The organism is Ornatilinea apprima (assembly GCF_001306115.1).
Classification (GTDB): Bacteria; Chloroflexota; Anaerolineae; order Anaerolineales; family Anaerolineaceae; genus Ornatilinea; species Ornatilinea apprima.
The window spans coordinates 106,900-122,046 of record NZ_LGCL01000025.1; the positions used below are offsets into that span (position 1 = coordinate 106,900).

Here is a 15,147-nt window from a genome sequence, read left to right on the forward strand (position 1 = left end):
CGTGCTGCGCGCCCGCCAGACCTGATATAATGGTTCCAATTTCAATTGGATGAAAATATGCCCTCAAAAGTTACCTTCATCAAACAAAACCCCCAACCGCTTCTTTTTTTGGCCCTGCTGCTGGCTAATTTTGGCGTCTACATCCCCTGGCTCGGATTGTACGGCGATGATTGGTCGTACCTCTACCTGTACCATGCCGCCGGCGCGGGCGCCTACCCGGCCTTTGTCTCTGCCGACCGGCCCTTCTCGGCCTGGGTGTATATGCTCTTCACCCCCCTGTTTGGCGAGTGGGTGGCGGGGTATCACCTGCTGCTGCTGGGTCTGCGCTGGCTGGCTGCTTACCTTTTCTGGCGAATTTTGCTCAGAATATGGCCCGGGCAGCGCCGCCTGGCTTTCGCCGCCGCGGCCATTCTGTGCATTTATCCCGGCTTTAAACAGCAGCCCCTGCCGCTGGAGTTTATTCTCCATTTCACCGTCTTGTGTCTGTTTTTCCTTTCGCTGTGGCTGATGCTGCAGGCTGCCAGCGCACAGAAGCGCGCCTGGCTGTGGAACGCCGCCGGGGCGGTCAGCGCGTTGAGCCTGTTCTCCGTTGAATACTTCATCGGCCTGGAGATTCTACGCCCGCTGCTGCTGTGGTTCGTGCTGCGCGAGAGCGTCCCCAACCCGCGCCAGCGCCTGCGCAAAATTGCCTGGCTGTGGCTGCCTTACCTGGGCGTGCTGGCCGGTTTTCTATACTGGCGTGTCTTCATCTATTCCTTCCAGTTCTACCAGCCGCAGTTTTTGAACGGCCTGCGCACAGACGCCCCCAAAACCCTGGTGATGCTCGCCTGGAGCGTGGTGGAAAGCCTGTGGAAAGCCGCTTTTCAGTCCTGGCCGCTGCCGCTCAGCACCCAGCAGGGACTGCCCGAGCTGATGCTGCGCGCCGCGGTTGCCCTGACCGGCTTCGCGGCTGCCGCCTGGCTGCTTGCCCGCGCAGAGCGCGCCCGCCCCGCTTCTTCCGAACCGGACTCCCTGCCCTGGGAAGCCCTGCTAACCGGCCTGCTGGGCATGTTTGCCGCCGGCTGGCCCTATTGGCTCACCTATATCCCCATCTGGCTGGAATTCCCCTGGGACCGCCCGCTGCTTTCCTTCTTGCCCGGAGTGGCGATCTTTCTGGCGGCCCTGCTGGAAGTCCTTTTCCGCCCGCGCGTGTGGAAGTTCGCCGCCGCCCTGCTCTTTGCATCGGCGCTGGTAACCAACTTCGTCAACGCGCGCAGCTATATCCAGCGCTGGCAGCAGGCCAGCTCTTACCTGCAGCAGCTCACCATCCGCGCCCCCGGCCTGGAACCAGGCGCGATTCTGCTCACCCATGATATTGGTCTCGATTATTACGGCGACTCATCCCTCACCCCCGCCATCAACTGGGCCTACGCCCCCGATCTGCAAGGTACCACCCTGCTCTACCGCATGTTTGACCTGAATGTGCGCATGAACAGCCTGTGGGTTGGTCTCGACCCATCCAAGCCCCTTGAGCACAACTATCGCACCTTAACCTTCGAGGGCGATCCCAAAGACTATCTGGTGGTGTACTTAAACCCCAACGGCTGTCTGCGCGTGTTGGGTCCCGGCGATATTCCCTCACCGGCCACACCCGACTGGCTGAGTGACCTGAGCGCCAGCGCCCGTCTGGAACTGATCCAGACCGCCCCTGCCCAACCGGCGCGCCTGCCGCATGTTTTTGGCCGCCCCCCGCAAGATGCCTGGTGCGGCGCCTTCCAGCAGATTGAACTTGCCCGCCAGACGGGCAACATCGTCCTCGCCGCCAGCCAGGCCCGCCAGACCGTAGAAGAAGGACTGACCGCCCGCGACCGTTCCGAATATCTGCCGCTCATCGCCGTTCTGGCCCAGGATGGCGATTGGAGCACTGCCCGGCTGCTGGCGGAACGCGCCGCAGAAATCACAGAGCTGCGCCCCGCCCTGCGCGCCCAACTGGAAGCACTGGCGGCAGACCCGGCACTGGACGCCGGGCAGGTGAGCGCGCTGCTCGCAGCCATTCCGCAATAAAACATATCCGGCCGGGTTTCCCCGGCCGGTTCATTGTTCCTGGGTGTCTTCATCCACACCCGCGCGCAGGTCTGGCGGCAGGGTCAAGAAACCCGTCTGCCCCAGGCCTCGCCCGCGCATAGCCTCTGGCGGCGGTTTTATCTCCAGCTCGCAGAAATCATCTCCGGCTGCCGTGCAGTGCACCTCGCGCACCAGATAATCATCCCTCCCCAACAGGTAAGCCAGTGCCCCGCGCGCGCTGCCCACCAAACCGTAACAAATGGGCTCATGGGTCAGCGGGCTGTCCCAACATTCAAAACAAAAATCCACTCGCAGGCTGGCGCTCAATCCACGCAGGCTCACCTCCACCCGTTGGATGCTGGTACCTTCCATAGCCTCCGCCAGGGTCTGCATAGCCAGGTGCAGACGCAGACGCTCATCACCCATCTGCGCGAGCTGCTCTTTGGCCGTTTTCACCGCTGGCAGGCCGCCAAACGTCTCCGCGAAGCTGTTCTTTCCGGCGCGGTAGGCCAGGGCGCGATAGCCGCGCTCGCCGTAGATCTCCCGCACCGCCGCGATGATCTTCTGATACGCCGCGTATGGAAACGTCTTCTCCCAATTGTTAACCAGCAACCCGGCCAGTGAATCGGTCAGCCCGGCCCGCCGCAGAATCGCCAGCATGCCGGGGTGCCCTACCAGCAGCCGCAGCGCCGAGAGCCGCGCGATCACCTCCCGACCCGAAAGAAAGAGACCGACCGGCGGCGGTTGCCTAGAAGTAGATGATGTGGATTGAGAATTCATCGCGTACCCCTGCATCCCTATTATCGACAATTCTACGCTTTGTGGCAACTTCTTCTACCACCACTTTTCTCACACATCATTTGAATGCGAAGATGTCGCAGCTTAACGATCACTTAAAGCCTCCTTGACAGTCGGCTGATTTGCCAGTAAGATTTTTTCATTGTGCTTTATAATTAGAGAAAAAATGGAACCATATCAACGTAGTCGGACGAAAGTTTTATTATTGAATGGCTGACCTCCAGCGGGGAGTGATGTAGGCTGTTAGCTAAACGGCATTCTTACACCTCACGCGAGATCAGCGTGAGGTGTTTTCTTTAACCTCAGAAAGGATGCCCGCCCATGATTAGACCTCAAGACAGGATTTTCAAAACCCAGTCCAGCGGGACAAAATCATTCACCCCGGCAGACGCGCTGGCTCTGCTGGTGGTGATTGCCCTGGTCTCCATCGGCGCCTGGATTGCGCTTAACAGCCCCGCGTCGATTGAAGGGCCCAATATTTCCCTATCTCCCAGCGTTTTACCGGTATACGCGCTCTTCTCGGTTGCGCGCATGGCTGCCGCATACTTGCTTTCGCTGGTGTTTACCCTTTTATATGGGCGGGCAGCCGCCTATCACCGCCGCGCAGAAAAGGTATTACTCCCTCTTCTGGATATTTTACAAAGCATTCCCATTTTATCCTTTTTACCAGTCGTTCTACTGAGCCTGAACGCCATCTTACCCGAAGGCATTGCCAGCGAATTGGCGGCGGTGGTGCTGATCTTTACCAGCCAGGCCTGGAATATGACCTTTGCCTGGTACCAATCGCTGACCACCATTCCCAAAGAGCTGAAAGAAGCCAGCACCATTTTTCGCCTCAACACGTGGATGCAGTTCATTTCTCTGGAGCTGCCGTTTGGCATGATCAGCCTTATTTGGAACAGTATGATGAGTTGGGCTGGCGGCTGGTTCTTCTTGATGGCTGCCGAGATATTCACTGTTGGCGAGCGCGACTTCCGCCTTCCCGGGCTGGGGGCATACCTGCACGAAGCCGCCAACCAGGGCGATCTCAGCGCCATTGGCTGGGGTTTAGGCGTGTTGGTGCTGATCATCGTGCTCCTTGATCAATTTGTGTGGCGGCCCTTGCTGGCCTGGTCAGACCGGTTCAAAGTGGAAATGATCGAAAACGACAATCCGCCGCAATCCTGGTTTTATGAATGGCTGCACTCCTCGTGGTTTTCTTTACAGCTCTCAAAACACATCTTGCAGCCTTTGCGCAAGCGCATCGACACGCGCCTGCAAAAACAACCGCTGCCTGTCGCCGGCAGCTCCAGCGAAGAGAAAAAACCGACTTTTCTGGTCTCTCTACTGCGCCTGATCCTTATTGGCGTGATCGCTTATGGCGCGTTTCGCGCTGTGGAGCTCTTGGAAATGCTCAGCCTCGCCGACTGGCTAACTATTGGGCTGGGCGTTCTGGCAACCTTTTTGCGCGTGCTGGCCGCATTATTGCTGGCGCTTTTATGGACCATCCCTGTAGGAGTGGCGATTGGAACCAATCCACGCCTGGCTACCGTGCTGCAGCCGGTGGTACAAATTGCCGCCTCTGTGCCAGCAACAGCTCTGTTCCCCATGCTGCTGCTTTTTTTGCTCACCCTCCCCGGCGGCCTAAACATTGCAGCCGTCGGATTAATGCTGATGGGCACCCAATGGTACCTGTTGTTCAATGTCATTGCCGGGGCCAGCGCCATTCCGCAAGACCTCAAATACACGGCCAAATTAATGGGCCTCAACGGATGGAAGCGCTGGACGACCCTCATTCTGCCCTCTCTATTTCCTTACCTCATCACCGGCGCCATTACTGCCAGCGGTGGCGCGTGGAACGCCAGTATTGTTGCTGAATACGTCCAATTTAGCGGCAGCACCTACTCTGCCAAAGGTATTGGCGCGACGATAGCCCAGGCCACCGCTACTGGAAATTACCCGCTATTGCTGGCTGCCACGCTGTTTATGGTGCTGGTTGTTGTCGTCTTAAACCGCTTCATCTGGCGGCCGTTGTATCAAACCGCCGAAGATCAATATCGAATGGAGTAAACATGAAGAACGAAAAACTCCTCCTGGAAGTCAAGAATGTAAGCCAGATTTATGGATCTGGCACGCGCAAATTCACCGCGATCGAAAATATCAACCTGACCCTGCAGGAAGGTGTGTTTGTATCCTTGTTGGGTCCTTCTGGTTGTGGAAAAAGTACCCTCTTGAGAATCATTACCGGCCTGCAAAAGCCTACTGAGGGGCAGGTGCTTTACCGTGGAATGCAGCTGCAAGGAGTCAATCCTCACGCATCGATTGTCTTCCAAACCTTTGCCCTGTTTCCCTGGTTAAATGTTCAGGAAAACGTGGAGCTGGCCTTGAAAGTGAAAGGAATTCCTTCCGAGCAGCGCACGAAGCATTCAGTGGAGTTGCTGGACAGGGTCGGTCTGGACGGTTTTGAAAACGCCTTCCCGCGCGAACTTTCCGGCGGCATGCGGCAGAAAGTGGGTTTTGCCCGCGCCATGGCAGTGGAACCGGAACTGCTCTGTCTGGATGAACCCTTCTCCGCGCTGGATGTTCTCAGCGCCGAGACCCTGCGCGGCGAACTGTTGGAGCTTTGGTTAAGCGGCAGCATTCCCACCCTCGCTATTCTGATGGTCAGCCACAATATTGAAGAAGCGGTGTTGATGTCGGACCGCATTGTCGTCATGGACAAGAATCCAGGCAGAATCATTGCCGATATAAAGATTGACCTTGCTCACCCGCGCGCGCGCAAATCGCCGGAATTTCAACACATTGTCGACCAGGTTTACGCGTTGCTGGCCGGGCAAACCCAGCCCGACGCGTTGGAACTGGGCAGCGCGCCTGGTGAGCCAGGCCCAACCCGGCGCCTGCCGCAAATGGCCATCAGCGATCTTTCTGGTTTCTTGGAAATGCTGAATGACATTCCCGAACAAAAGACCGATCTTTTCCGCCTGGCGGAAGGCTCGAACATGGACTCAGACTATATCCTGCGCCTGGCAGACGCGGCAGAGCTTTTAGGTTTTGCGAAAGTAACCAAAGGCGATGTGGAACTCACCCCGCTGGGTGAAACCTTTGCCGAAGCGCGAATTTTGGCCCGCAAAGAGATTTTTGCCACCCGCATTCGCCGCATTCCATTCTTCCAATGGCTGCTCACCATGCTGCGAGCGTCAGACCGCCAGCGCATCAAATGGGATGTGGTTCAGGCCGCCCTGGAATTGGAGTTCCCGCCAGATGAAGCCGAGCGGCAGTTGGACATTGCCGTTGATTGGGGACGCTACGCCGAAATTCTCGCTTATGATGATGGTGATGGGGTGATCTTCCTGGAGTCTGCGACAGCCACCGTTGCCAATTGATCCCAGAATAACAAAGGCCGGAACCTTCTTCACAGCAGGGCTCCGGCCTTTCTTTTTTATCCTGCCAGCGGGCGCAGCGCCTCGGTTGGGCAGGTAACCACCACCGCTTCTCCAGGCGCAAATTCGCCCAGGTTATGGTTAAAGGTATTGCGCATGTGCACAGTAACCTCTTCCCCCGATTGCAGCACCACCACATAATGCGTATCGGTTCCGGCGTACACCGCCTCGCGCACCTGCCCGTGCAGGGCAATTTTGCGGTAGCCGTTGGGCGCCGGAACGTCGTGATGCAGCTGCAGCTTCTCCGGGCGCACCGCCAGGGTAACTGAATCACCGCCCATCCATTGGCTCTCTTGCAGGGGCACGTCAACCGTCTCGCCCGCCAGCACCATACTGGTCTCCCGGCTGCTGCCCGCCAGCACCCGGCCGCTGAGAAAGTTGGTTTTGCCAATAAACTCGGCCACAAAGCGGCTGGTGGGGCGCTCGTAGATATTGATCGGCGAATCGACCTGCAGCACCTGGCCATTATTCATCACCGCGATGCGGTCCGACATGGTCAGGGCTTCTTCCTGGTCGTGTGTTACATAAATAAAGGTTATGTTCAGCTTGGTCTGTAAATGTTTCAGCTCAATCTGCATTTCCTTGCGCAGCTTCAAATCCAGCGCGCCCAGCGGCTCATCCAGCAGCAGAACCGCTGGTTCGTTCACCAGCGCGCGCGCCAGCGCCACGCGCTGCTGCTGCCCGCCTGAGAGCTGGTTGGGCTTGCGCGCGCCCAAATCGGGCAGCTGCACCAGCTTGAGCACACGCTGCGTGCGTTCAGCGATTTCCGCTTTGCTGGTGTGTTTCATCTCCAGGCCAAAGGCAATATTCTGCGCCACATTCAGATGCGGAAACAGGGCGTAATTCTGAAAAACAGTGTTGACCGGCCGGTGATGCGGCGGGCAGTCATTCATCTGCTTGCCCTTGATGAATACGTCCCCACTGGTCGGGGTTTCAAACCCGGCAATGATCCGCAACGTGGTCGTCTTGCCGCACCCGCTGGGGCCCAACAGGGTAAAAAACTCGCCGTGCCGGATCTGCAGCGACACATTTTGAATCGCCGCCAGGTCTTCGTCGGCTTTGGTATCCGCCGGAAAGACCTTGCTCACATTGCGAAGTTCAACCGCAATTTCGTTCATGTGATTTCAATCCCCTTTCTGCGTTTTGGCTGGTCGAGGTGCCGGAGCCATTCTTGCAATAAAACGATCACTAACGTGACCAGAATGATCACCGCTGCCAGGGTAATCACCAGCGGCACGCGGGTTGGAAAACGGAGTTGTGAATACAAATAAATCGGCAGGGTATTGTCCGTACCGGTCAGGAAAAAGGTCAGCGCGAACTCATCAAAACTGGTGGTCAGCGAAGACAAAAACGATGCCAGCAAAGCGGGCATGCAGATCGGCAGGGTTACCCGCCACAGTGTCTGCCAGTAATTCGCGCCCAGGTCCATGGCGGCTTCTTCAATCCGCTTATCAAAGCCAGCCAGGCGCGCCGCCACAATCAACAGCACATAGGGAATGTTGATCACAACATGCCCAATGCCCACCGTCCACAGGCTTAACTCAATCCCCAAAAAGCGGAAGAGCAGCAGCATGGCCACGCCCAGCACCACATAGGGCACCACCAGCGGCAGCGAGGCCACGGTGAGGAAGAAATCTTTGCCAATGAAGTGAAAGCGCGTTACGCCAATCGCCGCGAAGGTGCCGATGGCGGTAGCCACCAGCGAGGAGAGAATGCCTACCACCAGGCTGTTATACAAAGCGCGCAGCAGCTCGGTGTCTTCCCACAACTGCTGGTACCATTTGAGGGTAAAGCCCTTCAACGGGAAAGCGAGCAAAGTCGAATCGTTGAAAGAAAACACAATCAACAGCACAATGGGAATGTAGAGCAGCAGAGTGATCACCAGGTAATAACCCCAGCCAATGGAGAATGCCAGTTTTCTTTGGTTCATCGGCTAGCCCTCCAGCAATTCCGACAGTTTGATGAAGCGCGTCAGGATCATCAGGAAAACGATCACCAGCAGGGTCATCACCATGCTCATCACCGAACCCATCGGCCAGTTGAGGGCGCGCACAAATTGGTCCTGGATCAAATTACCGTACATAATCCCTTGCGGACCGCCCATCAGGGCTGGCGTTACCCACTCACCCAGGGTGGGAATGAACACAAAGAAAAAGCTGGCCCACACCCCCGGCAGGCTGAGCGGCAGCGTTACGCGCAGAAAGGCCTTCCAGGGCGGGCTGCCCAGGTCTGAGGCCGCTTCGAGCAGGGGCTTGCCAATCCGCTCCAGCGCCGAGAAGATCGGCAGCGCCGCGAATGGAATCCAGGTATATACCAGCGTGATCATCACCGCCGAGCGGCTGTACATCAGCAGCGGCACGCTCTCTTGCACCAGGCCAAGGCCCATCAGCAAGCTGTTCAACAGCCCGCTGGAGCCCAAAATCAGCTTAATCGCCAGAATGCGCAGCAGATAACTGATCCACGAAGGAATGATGATGATCGTTAGCAGGCTGGTGCGCCACGACCCGGCTTGAAACGCCAGAAAATAGGCAATTGGGTAGGCCATCAGCACCGAGAGCAGTGCCGTGTAAAAGGCGATCACGGTTGAGCGCCACAGCAAATTCAAGAAAGAGGGGGTATTAAAAAACTTGACGTATGTATCCAACGAAAAGCTTTGGCCGATCAGGTCAAACGACCCGCTGCCAAAGCTGTAAACGGCCATAATCGCTAATGGAATCAGGAAGAATGCAATCAGCCACAGGCCCGAAGGCGACATGAGAACCAGGGTGTGTCCGTTTTTTTTCATCAGCCGAACACCCCTTTCTGAGAAATCATGTTTTTTGAATCGGTCTCAATAAAGCCTTCAGACAGATTGCATACGCAAACATACATCGCCTTCCTTGATAATTTTGGATTCGATTCGCTGCGCCAGCTTTCGCCTGCGCGGGTGCGAGTTTCTGTTCGCCAGAAGGGTGAAATAAAATGGATTCTTTTCATTTCCAAACCCGGATGTGCTCAGCAGAGCGCCCCTATGGGGCCGCTTTAATTTCGACCCACAGGTCGGTGTAGACCTGGCGCATCTCATCGGTGATGGGCGCCTGAAGAATGGCCCGCTCAATGATCGAGGGGTCATCCAGCTCCAGCAGTTGCACCAGTTCCTGGTCCATCAACGGCACCGAATCGGCGTTCCCCGGCCCATAGGCAAAATCGGTGGCCATTTGTGCGTTGGCAGCCGGTTCCATCAGCGCGTTGAGATAATCGTAGGCCAGGTCAACATTTTCAATATCGCTGGAGATGCCGTACCCGCACACCCAGGCAATCCGCCCCTCTTTGGGGGTTACATACTCCACCGGCACGCCCTCGGCCAGCATGGCCGTGTAGGCGTCATTCCAGGCATTGCCTGCCACCCAAATGTCGCCGCCGGCAACCAGCGTGTTCAGTTCGGTGTAATCGGCCCAATAGTGCATAATGTTGGGCTTCAGCTCCAGCAGCTTCTGGCGAATGATTTCCACCGTTTCCGGCGAAACATCCCACGGATCCAGCCCTAAAGACAGCGCCGTGATCATGTACATATTTTCGCCGGCGTCAATCACCGAGAGGTGCCCGGCATATTCAGGGTTCCACAGATCCGCCCACGAAGTGGGGATGGTCTTCACTTTGTCTGAGCGCACTAAAATCGACTCATACCCCCAGTCCCAGGGGATGAAGTATTGTTTTCCGTCGAACTCGCCTTGTTTGGCCAGGTTGGGGTAAATACCGCTCCAGTACTTCAAGCGGGATGTGTCAATAGGCTGTACCAGTCCGTGCTGGACGTACAATGCCCAATAATTGGTGCAGGGATGCACCAGATCGGATTTAAAACCCGATTTCGATTTTGCGAAGCCTTCCGCGTCATCCGCGAAAAAGGTGAACTTCACCTCCACATCGGGATGCTGCTGAACAAATTCCGCCCGGTATTCAGGGACTTCATAACCGGCCCAATCCAGAACCGTTAGCTCTTTCGCTGCAGAGCCGCCACCCTTGCCGCCGCACGCGGTCAAACCCAGCGACAACACCAACACTACCGAGATCCAAACCAGAAATTGACGTGTGCGTTTCATCTTATCCTTCTTCTTCAATATTAACTCAAGACTTCAAGATAAAAGCAGAGGCTGCTTTCACCTTGAAGTTTCTGTGGCGCGCCACCCGTATGGAGCTGATTACTGTTCTTCTCAGCTAAAACACCCGACTGGTGATCACCACGCACAAGGGTCGGAATCAACTTGCGGCACGTATTATAATCGAAATTCAGATTTTTTACGCAATTCCTTCGCCGATATTCCCTCAGCCTTACCTGCAGTTTCCATTTTTAATGCAATTTAATAAAAGTGTATCTGCATTGCGCTCAAATTACAAGATAAGCCCGGTCAGGTCCGGCGCTTTCGATTTACGCTCCCGCTAGTATAATCATGTACATTGTTGCTGTGGGGCAATTCTGCTCCATAAATCCACCCAACAATCAACAAATTCGGGCTTGAAATATTCCGATAGTTTCTTATAATATACTATATCGGAATTATTCAATTCCGAATCGGAACAAAGTAATGACCAAACAATCCTCTTTCCTCCCATTCGATGAGCTGGACTACGCGATTCTGCAGCAGCTCAACAAGAACGCCCGCGCTTCGGCAGTGGATATTGCCCGCGTGGTGAACGCCAACGAACGCACGGTGCGCAAACGCATCGACCGCATGGTTGAGCTGGGCGCGGTGCGGCTGACCGCCATTGTCGATCCGCACTTCTTTGGCTACGGCATCTCCGTTGACATTTTTCTGGAAATCGACGCTGACCAGGAAGCCAGCATTCTCGGCCACCTGCAGTCGATCCCCTCCATTACCTACCTGGCGTACGGGCACGGCACCACCGATATCTCCATTGAGGGCCGCTTCAAAGACAGTGAAGAAATGCGCCACTTTTTACGCCATGTGCTGCCCGGCATTCCCGGCGTCAGCGTCAAAGGCTACGCGCTCGTTCCCGGCATTTTGCGCAATATTGATGAATGGATGCCGCCGCCCGAAGATTTTGGCATAACCACGAAGGATTCTGATTGATCCTTCGTGTTTTTTTGCAACCATCTTATTTTTCTGGAGGTCATGCGAAATGACGCTGAAACACTTTATTCATACCTACGATTTCTCCAAAGAAGAGCTGCTCGATATGATCGAGACCACCCGGCTGATCAAAGAAGCCGACCGGCAGGGCTGCACCCCCCATTTATTGGAAGGCGCCACCCTGGCGATGATCTTTGAAGAACCGTCCACCCGCACCCGCATCTCGTTTGAAGTAGCCATGACTGAATTGGGCGGCCATGCGCTCTACCTCAAACCCGGCGAAATTCACCTGGGCGCGCGCGAGTCGTTAGGCGATACGGCAAAAGTGATTTCACGCATGACCGACGTGGTCATGATCCGCGCTCTCAAACATGAGACGGTAACCGGCTTCGCCAAAGACGCCACTGTGCCGGTGCTGAACGGCCTCACCGACTACAACCACCCCACCCAGGTGATCTGCGACGTCTTTACCATGATGGAGCACATGCCCGCCGGCAAAAAACTGGAAGACCTCAATGTTACCTTCATCGGCGACGCCACCAACGTGTGCAGCTCGCTGATGTTCATCACCACCCGCCTGGGCATGCACTTCACCCACGGCGCGCCCAAAAAATACCAGGCCCCCGAAGCCTGGCAGAAGATTGCCGAAGAGAACTGCAAGCTGTCTGGCGGCAGCTTCCGCATCACCGACAACCCCGTGGAAGCAGTGAAGGACGCTGATTTCATCTACACCGACCTTTGGTGGTGGGTTGGCCAGGAAGACGAAATTCCCGAGCGCCGCGCGGCCTTCATGCCCGATTACCAGGTCAACATGGACCTGTTGAAGAAAGCCCCCGCCACAGCCAAAGTGATGCACTGTTTGCCTGCCTCGCGCGGTGTGGAAGCTACCGATGAAGTGCTGGACTCCCCGCAGTCGATCATCTTTGACCAGGCCGAAAACCGCCTACACGCTGAAAAAGGCCTGCTGGTGTACTTCGTTTACCCGCGTCTGAAACGACCTTCCGAAGCGCTGAAAGCCTTCCATCAAGGCCGCATTGAAGACTTCCTCGAGAAGAAGCTGTTTTAATCCATTCCATATTGAAGAAAAAGGAGAAACGGATGGCGATTCAAGAAGCAGCGGTGCAAGCCCCCGCCAAAAAAGATAAGGGCTTTAAGAAAGTAATGCGCGGTCTGGATATGACCCTCTTTACCGTATGCGCGATCCTGGTCATGGATACCCTGGCTCCCTCGGCATCTATAGGACCGGCCAGCATCTCATGGTGGCTGATCACCCTGGTGCTGTTCTTCATTCCCTACGGCCTGATCACCGCCGAACTGGGCACCACCTACCCCGACCAGGGCGGTCTCTATATCTGGGTTAAAAAGGCCTTCGGGGAAAAATGGGCCGCCCGCACCACCTGGCTCTATTGGATCAACGTGGCGCTGTGGATGCCCTCAGTTTATGTGCTTTTCGCTGGCATGTTCGCCCAACTGTTTGCCCCGGAGATGGGCTTGTGGGGGCAAATCGCTATCGGCGTGGTGATGACCTGGATCACCGTGGGTATCGGCATTATGTCGCTGGAAACCAGCAAATGGGTTCCCAATATCGGCGCCATCTTCAAAGCGCTGATCATGGTGGTCATCGGCGTGGCCGCTTTCATTTTCGCCGGCAAGAACGGCGTGGCCAACGACCTTTCCTTCTCCAGCATCCTGCCCACCTGGGACGCCGGTCTCTTCTTTCTGCCGGTGATTGTGTACAACTTCATGGGCTTCGAACTAATGTCGGGCGCGGGTGATGAAATGGAAAATCCCGGCCGCGACATTCCTAAAGCCATTATCACCGCCGGATTGCTCATCACTGTGTTTTACCTGCTTGGCACAGTGGGCATGCTCATGGCCGTTCCGGTGGAAGACCTGGGCCTGGTGGAAGGTATCATCGATACCCTGCGCGTGCTGCTGGGTGAATCTCAGGCCGCCAATATCGCCGTGACCGTGCTGGGCATCGGCGCGCTCTATTCCTTCCTAGCCAACATGGTTACCTGGACGATGGGCGCCAACCGCACCGCCGCCGAGGCCGCGTCCGACAACGAGCTGCCGCAAATCTTTGGCAAGCTGCACGCCCAATACAAAACCCCCGTCAGCGCCTTCATCATCACCGGTGTGGTTTCCACGGTTGTCATTGTGCTGTACGGCTTTATGGCCGGCTCGGCCGAAGACCTGTTCTGGACGCTGTTCGCCTTCAGCTCGATGGTCTTCCTCATGCCCTATCTGGCGCTCTTCCCCGCCTTCCTCAAACTGCGCAAAACCGACCCCCACGCCGAACGCCCTTACCGCGTTCCCGGCGGGCATACTTTTGCCTCCATCCTGGTGGTGATCTGTGAAATCTTCATCATCCAGGGTATCGTCTTCTTCATCTGGGTGCCCGGCGAACCGATTGACTGGGCCTTTGCCGCGCCGGTGCTGATTGGCGTGGCCCTCACCCTCATCGTGGGCGAAGTGCTGCTCAACGTGGCTGCCAAAGAAAAGAAGCTGAACGGACAATAAATCTACTCATCCCCGCGGGCGGGGTGTCTTCCACTTGGCCTCGCCCGCTCTTTTTCAATCTTGGGAGTTTCCTATGTCGAAATGTATTGAAAGCACCCCCCGCCAGGACGGATTTCGAATGCCTGGCGAGTTTGAACCTCACGCCGGCTGCTGGATGCTGTGGCCTGAGCGTCCCGACAACTGGCGCAACGGCGCCAAGCCCGCTCAGCGCGCTTTTGCCGCCGTCGCCAGCGCCATTGCCCAATTTGAGCCGGTGACCGTTGGCGTTTCAGCCGGCCAATTCCTCAACGCCCGCCACCTGCTGCCCGCTTCGGTGCGCGTGGTGGAACTATCGGCCAACGATTCCTGGATGCGCGACTGCGGCCCAACCTTTGTGGTCAACGGCCAGGGTATCGTCCGCGGCGTGGATTGGGATTTCAACGCCTGGGGCGGCCTGGAAGGCGGCCTCTACTTCCCTTGGGACCTGGACGATCTGGTGCCCCAAAAAGTGTGCGACATCGAGCGCCTCGACCGCTACAAGGCCGCCGGGTTTGTGTTGGAAGGTGGCTCCATTCACGTGGACGGGGAAGGCACTCTGCTGACAACCGAGGAATGCCTGCTCAACACCAACCGCAATCCGCAGCTCACCCGCGAAGAAATTGAAGAGAACCTGCGCGAATACCTTAACATAGAAAAGATCATCTGGCTCAGCCGCGGCGTCTACAACGATGAAACCAACGGGCATGTCGACAACATCGCCTGCTTCATCCGCCCCGGCGTAGTGGCCCTCACCTGGACCGACGACCAGAATGATCCCCAATACGAGATCTCAGCCGATGCCTACCAGCGCCTTTCCAACGCCGTCGATGCCCAAGGCCGCAAGCTGGAAGTGCACAAGATTCACCAGCCCAACCCGATTCTGATCACGGAAGAAGAAAGCCTGGGCGTAGACACGGTGGACGGCACTCTGCCGCGCAACGCGGGTGACCGCCTGGCTGGATCATATATCAACTTCTACATTGCCAACGGCGGCATTGTAATGCCCGTCTTTGACGATCCGCACGACCAGCTGGCCATGGACGCCCTCGGCAAGCTCTTCCCCGGACGTAAAGTAGTGGGCGTCAATGCCCGCGAAATTCTGCTGGGCGGTGGCAACATCCACTGCATCACCCAGCAGCAGCCCCGCGGATAATGTGAGTCATTGAAATCAATATCGTTGGCTGCGCAGCCTGTATTTGATCAGTCTCTTGTTGTCTGATCGTCAACCGGCACGCAGCCAACGGGCCTCATCCATTGTAGAGTGCTGTTGGCTGAGA

At 56.5% G+C, this 15,147-nt stretch carries 12 protein-coding genes; 7 read left to right on the plus strand and 5 right to left on the minus strand.

Going from position 1 to position 15,147, the window contains the following annotated elements:
- Window positions 1–57: 57 nt before the first annotated feature.
- Complete coding sequence (locus ADN00_RS11530; protein WP_075063141.1) at window positions 58–2,043, plus strand: hypothetical protein; 1,986 nt, start codon at window positions 58–60, stop codon at window positions 2,041–2,043.
- Between the two features lie 30 nt (window positions 2,044–2,073).
- Here the strand turns inward: ADN00_RS11530 and ADN00_RS11535 are convergent, their stop codons facing one another.
- Window positions 2,074–2,823: a V4R domain-containing protein gene (locus ADN00_RS11535; protein ID WP_160317518.1), complete on the minus strand. Its 750-nt coding sequence runs from the start codon at window positions 2,821–2,823 to the stop codon at window positions 2,074–2,076.
- Between the two features lie 339 nt (window positions 2,824–3,162).
- Here ADN00_RS11535 and ADN00_RS11540 point away from each other — a divergent pair, with 339 nt between their 5' ends.
- A complete protein-coding gene (locus tag ADN00_RS11540; RefSeq protein ID WP_075063143.1) occupies window positions 3,163–4,890 on the plus strand; it encodes an ABC transporter permease in 1,728 nt (575 codons plus the stop codon).
- A gap of 2 nt (window positions 4,891–4,892) precedes the next feature.
- Window positions 4,893–6,203: an ABC transporter ATP-binding protein gene (locus ADN00_RS11545; protein ID WP_075063144.1), complete on the plus strand. Its 1,311-nt coding sequence runs from the start codon at window positions 4,893–4,895 to the stop codon at window positions 6,201–6,203.
- A 56-nt stretch (window positions 6,204–6,259) separates the two neighbouring features.
- Here ADN00_RS11545 and ADN00_RS11550 read toward each other — a convergent pair whose 3' ends face one another.
- From ADN00_RS11550 to ADN00_RS11565, 4 genes are all read right to left on the minus strand, one after another.
- Window positions 6,260–7,378 (minus strand): ABC transporter ATP-binding protein, encoded by a 1,119-nt coding sequence (locus tag ADN00_RS11550; RefSeq protein ID WP_075063145.1) that lies wholly within the window; start codon window positions 7,376–7,378, stop codon window positions 6,260–6,262.
- A complete protein-coding gene (locus ADN00_RS11555) occupies window positions 7,375–8,190 on the minus strand; it encodes an ABC transporter permease (protein ID WP_075063146.1) in 816 nt (271 codons plus the stop codon). The genes ADN00_RS11550 and ADN00_RS11555 overlap by 4 nt, the downstream gene beginning before the upstream one ends.
- A gap of 3 nt (window positions 8,191–8,193) precedes the next feature.
- On the minus strand, window positions 8,194–9,045 hold the full coding sequence (locus ADN00_RS11560; protein ID WP_075063147.1) for an ABC transporter permease: 852 nt from the start codon (window positions 9,043–9,045) through the stop codon (window positions 8,194–8,196).
- 223 nt (window positions 9,046–9,268) lie between these two features.
- Window positions 9,269–10,339 carry an ABC transporter substrate-binding protein gene (locus ADN00_RS11565; protein ID WP_075063148.1) on the minus strand — a complete coding sequence of 357 codons (1,071 nt, stop codon included), beginning with the start codon at window positions 10,337–10,339 and terminating at the stop codon, window positions 9,269–9,271.
- Between the two features lie 483 nt (window positions 10,340–10,822).
- Here ADN00_RS11565 and ADN00_RS11570 point away from each other — a divergent pair, with 483 nt between their 5' ends.
- The 4 genes from ADN00_RS11570 to aguA all read left to right on the plus strand — a co-directional run bounded on the left by ADN00_RS11570 (window position 10,823) and on the right by aguA (window position 15,023).
- A complete protein-coding gene (locus ADN00_RS11570; RefSeq protein WP_075063149.1) occupies window positions 10,823–11,329 on the plus strand; it encodes an Lrp/AsnC family transcriptional regulator in 507 nt (168 codons plus the stop codon).
- Window positions 11,330–11,378: 49 nt separating this feature from the next.
- On the plus strand, window positions 11,379–12,395 hold the full coding sequence (ptcA, locus tag ADN00_RS11575; protein WP_075063150.1) for a putrescine carbamoyltransferase: 1,017 nt from the start codon (window positions 11,379–11,381) through the stop codon (window positions 12,393–12,395).
- A gap of 32 nt (window positions 12,396–12,427) precedes the next feature.
- Window positions 12,428–13,852: an APC family permease gene (locus tag ADN00_RS11580; protein WP_152966336.1), complete on the plus strand. Its 1,425-nt coding sequence runs from the start codon at window positions 12,428–12,430 to the stop codon at window positions 13,850–13,852.
- A gap of 73 nt (window positions 13,853–13,925) precedes the next feature.
- Window positions 13,926–15,023: an agmatine deiminase gene (gene aguA / locus ADN00_RS11585; RefSeq protein ID WP_075063151.1), complete on the plus strand. Its 1,098-nt coding sequence runs from the start codon at window positions 13,926–13,928 to the stop codon at window positions 15,021–15,023.
- Window positions 15,024–15,147: the final 124 nt, after the last annotated feature.

Bases quoted from the DNA above. Each gene is read 5' to 3' on its own strand.
- ADN00_RS11560 (WP_075063147.1), bottom strand. From the start codon at position 9,045: ATGAAAAAAAACGGACACACCCTGGTTCTCATGTCGCCTTCGGGCCTG.
- ADN00_RS11550 (WP_075063145.1), bottom strand. From the start codon at position 7,378: ATGAACGAAATTGCGGTTGAACTTCGCAATGTGAGCAAGGTCTTTCCG.
- ADN00_RS11545 (WP_075063144.1), top strand. From the start codon at position 4,893: ATGAAGAACGAAAAACTCCTCCTGGAAGTCAAGAATGTAAGCCAGATT.
- ADN00_RS11570 (WP_075063149.1), top strand. From the start codon at position 10,823: ATGACCAAACAATCCTCTTTCCTCCCATTCGATGAGCTGGACTACGCG.
- ADN00_RS11540 (WP_075063143.1), top strand. From the start codon at position 3,163: ATGATTAGACCTCAAGACAGGATTTTCAAAACCCAGTCCAGCGGGACA.
- ADN00_RS11555 (WP_075063146.1), bottom strand. From the start codon at position 8,190: ATGAACCAAAGAAAACTGGCATTCTCCATTGGCTGGGGTTATTACCTG.
- ADN00_RS11565 (WP_075063148.1), bottom strand. From the start codon at position 10,339: ATGAAACGCACACGTCAATTTCTGGTTTGGATCTCGGTAGTGTTGGTG.
- ADN00_RS11580 (WP_152966336.1), top strand. From the start codon at position 12,428: ATGGCGATTCAAGAAGCAGCGGTGCAAGCCCCCGCCAAAAAAGATAAG.
- aguA (WP_075063151.1), top strand. From the start codon at position 13,926: ATGTCGAAATGTATTGAAAGCACCCCCCGCCAGGACGGATTTCGAATG.
- ADN00_RS11530 (WP_075063141.1), top strand. From the start codon at position 58: ATGCCCTCAAAAGTTACCTTCATCAAACAAAACCCCCAACCGCTTCTT.
- ADN00_RS11535 (WP_160317518.1), bottom strand. From the start codon at position 2,823: ATGAATTCTCAATCCACATCATCTACTTCTAGGCAACCGCCGCCGGTC.
- ptcA (WP_075063150.1), top strand. From the start codon at position 11,379: ATGACGCTGAAACACTTTATTCATACCTACGATTTCTCCAAAGAAGAG.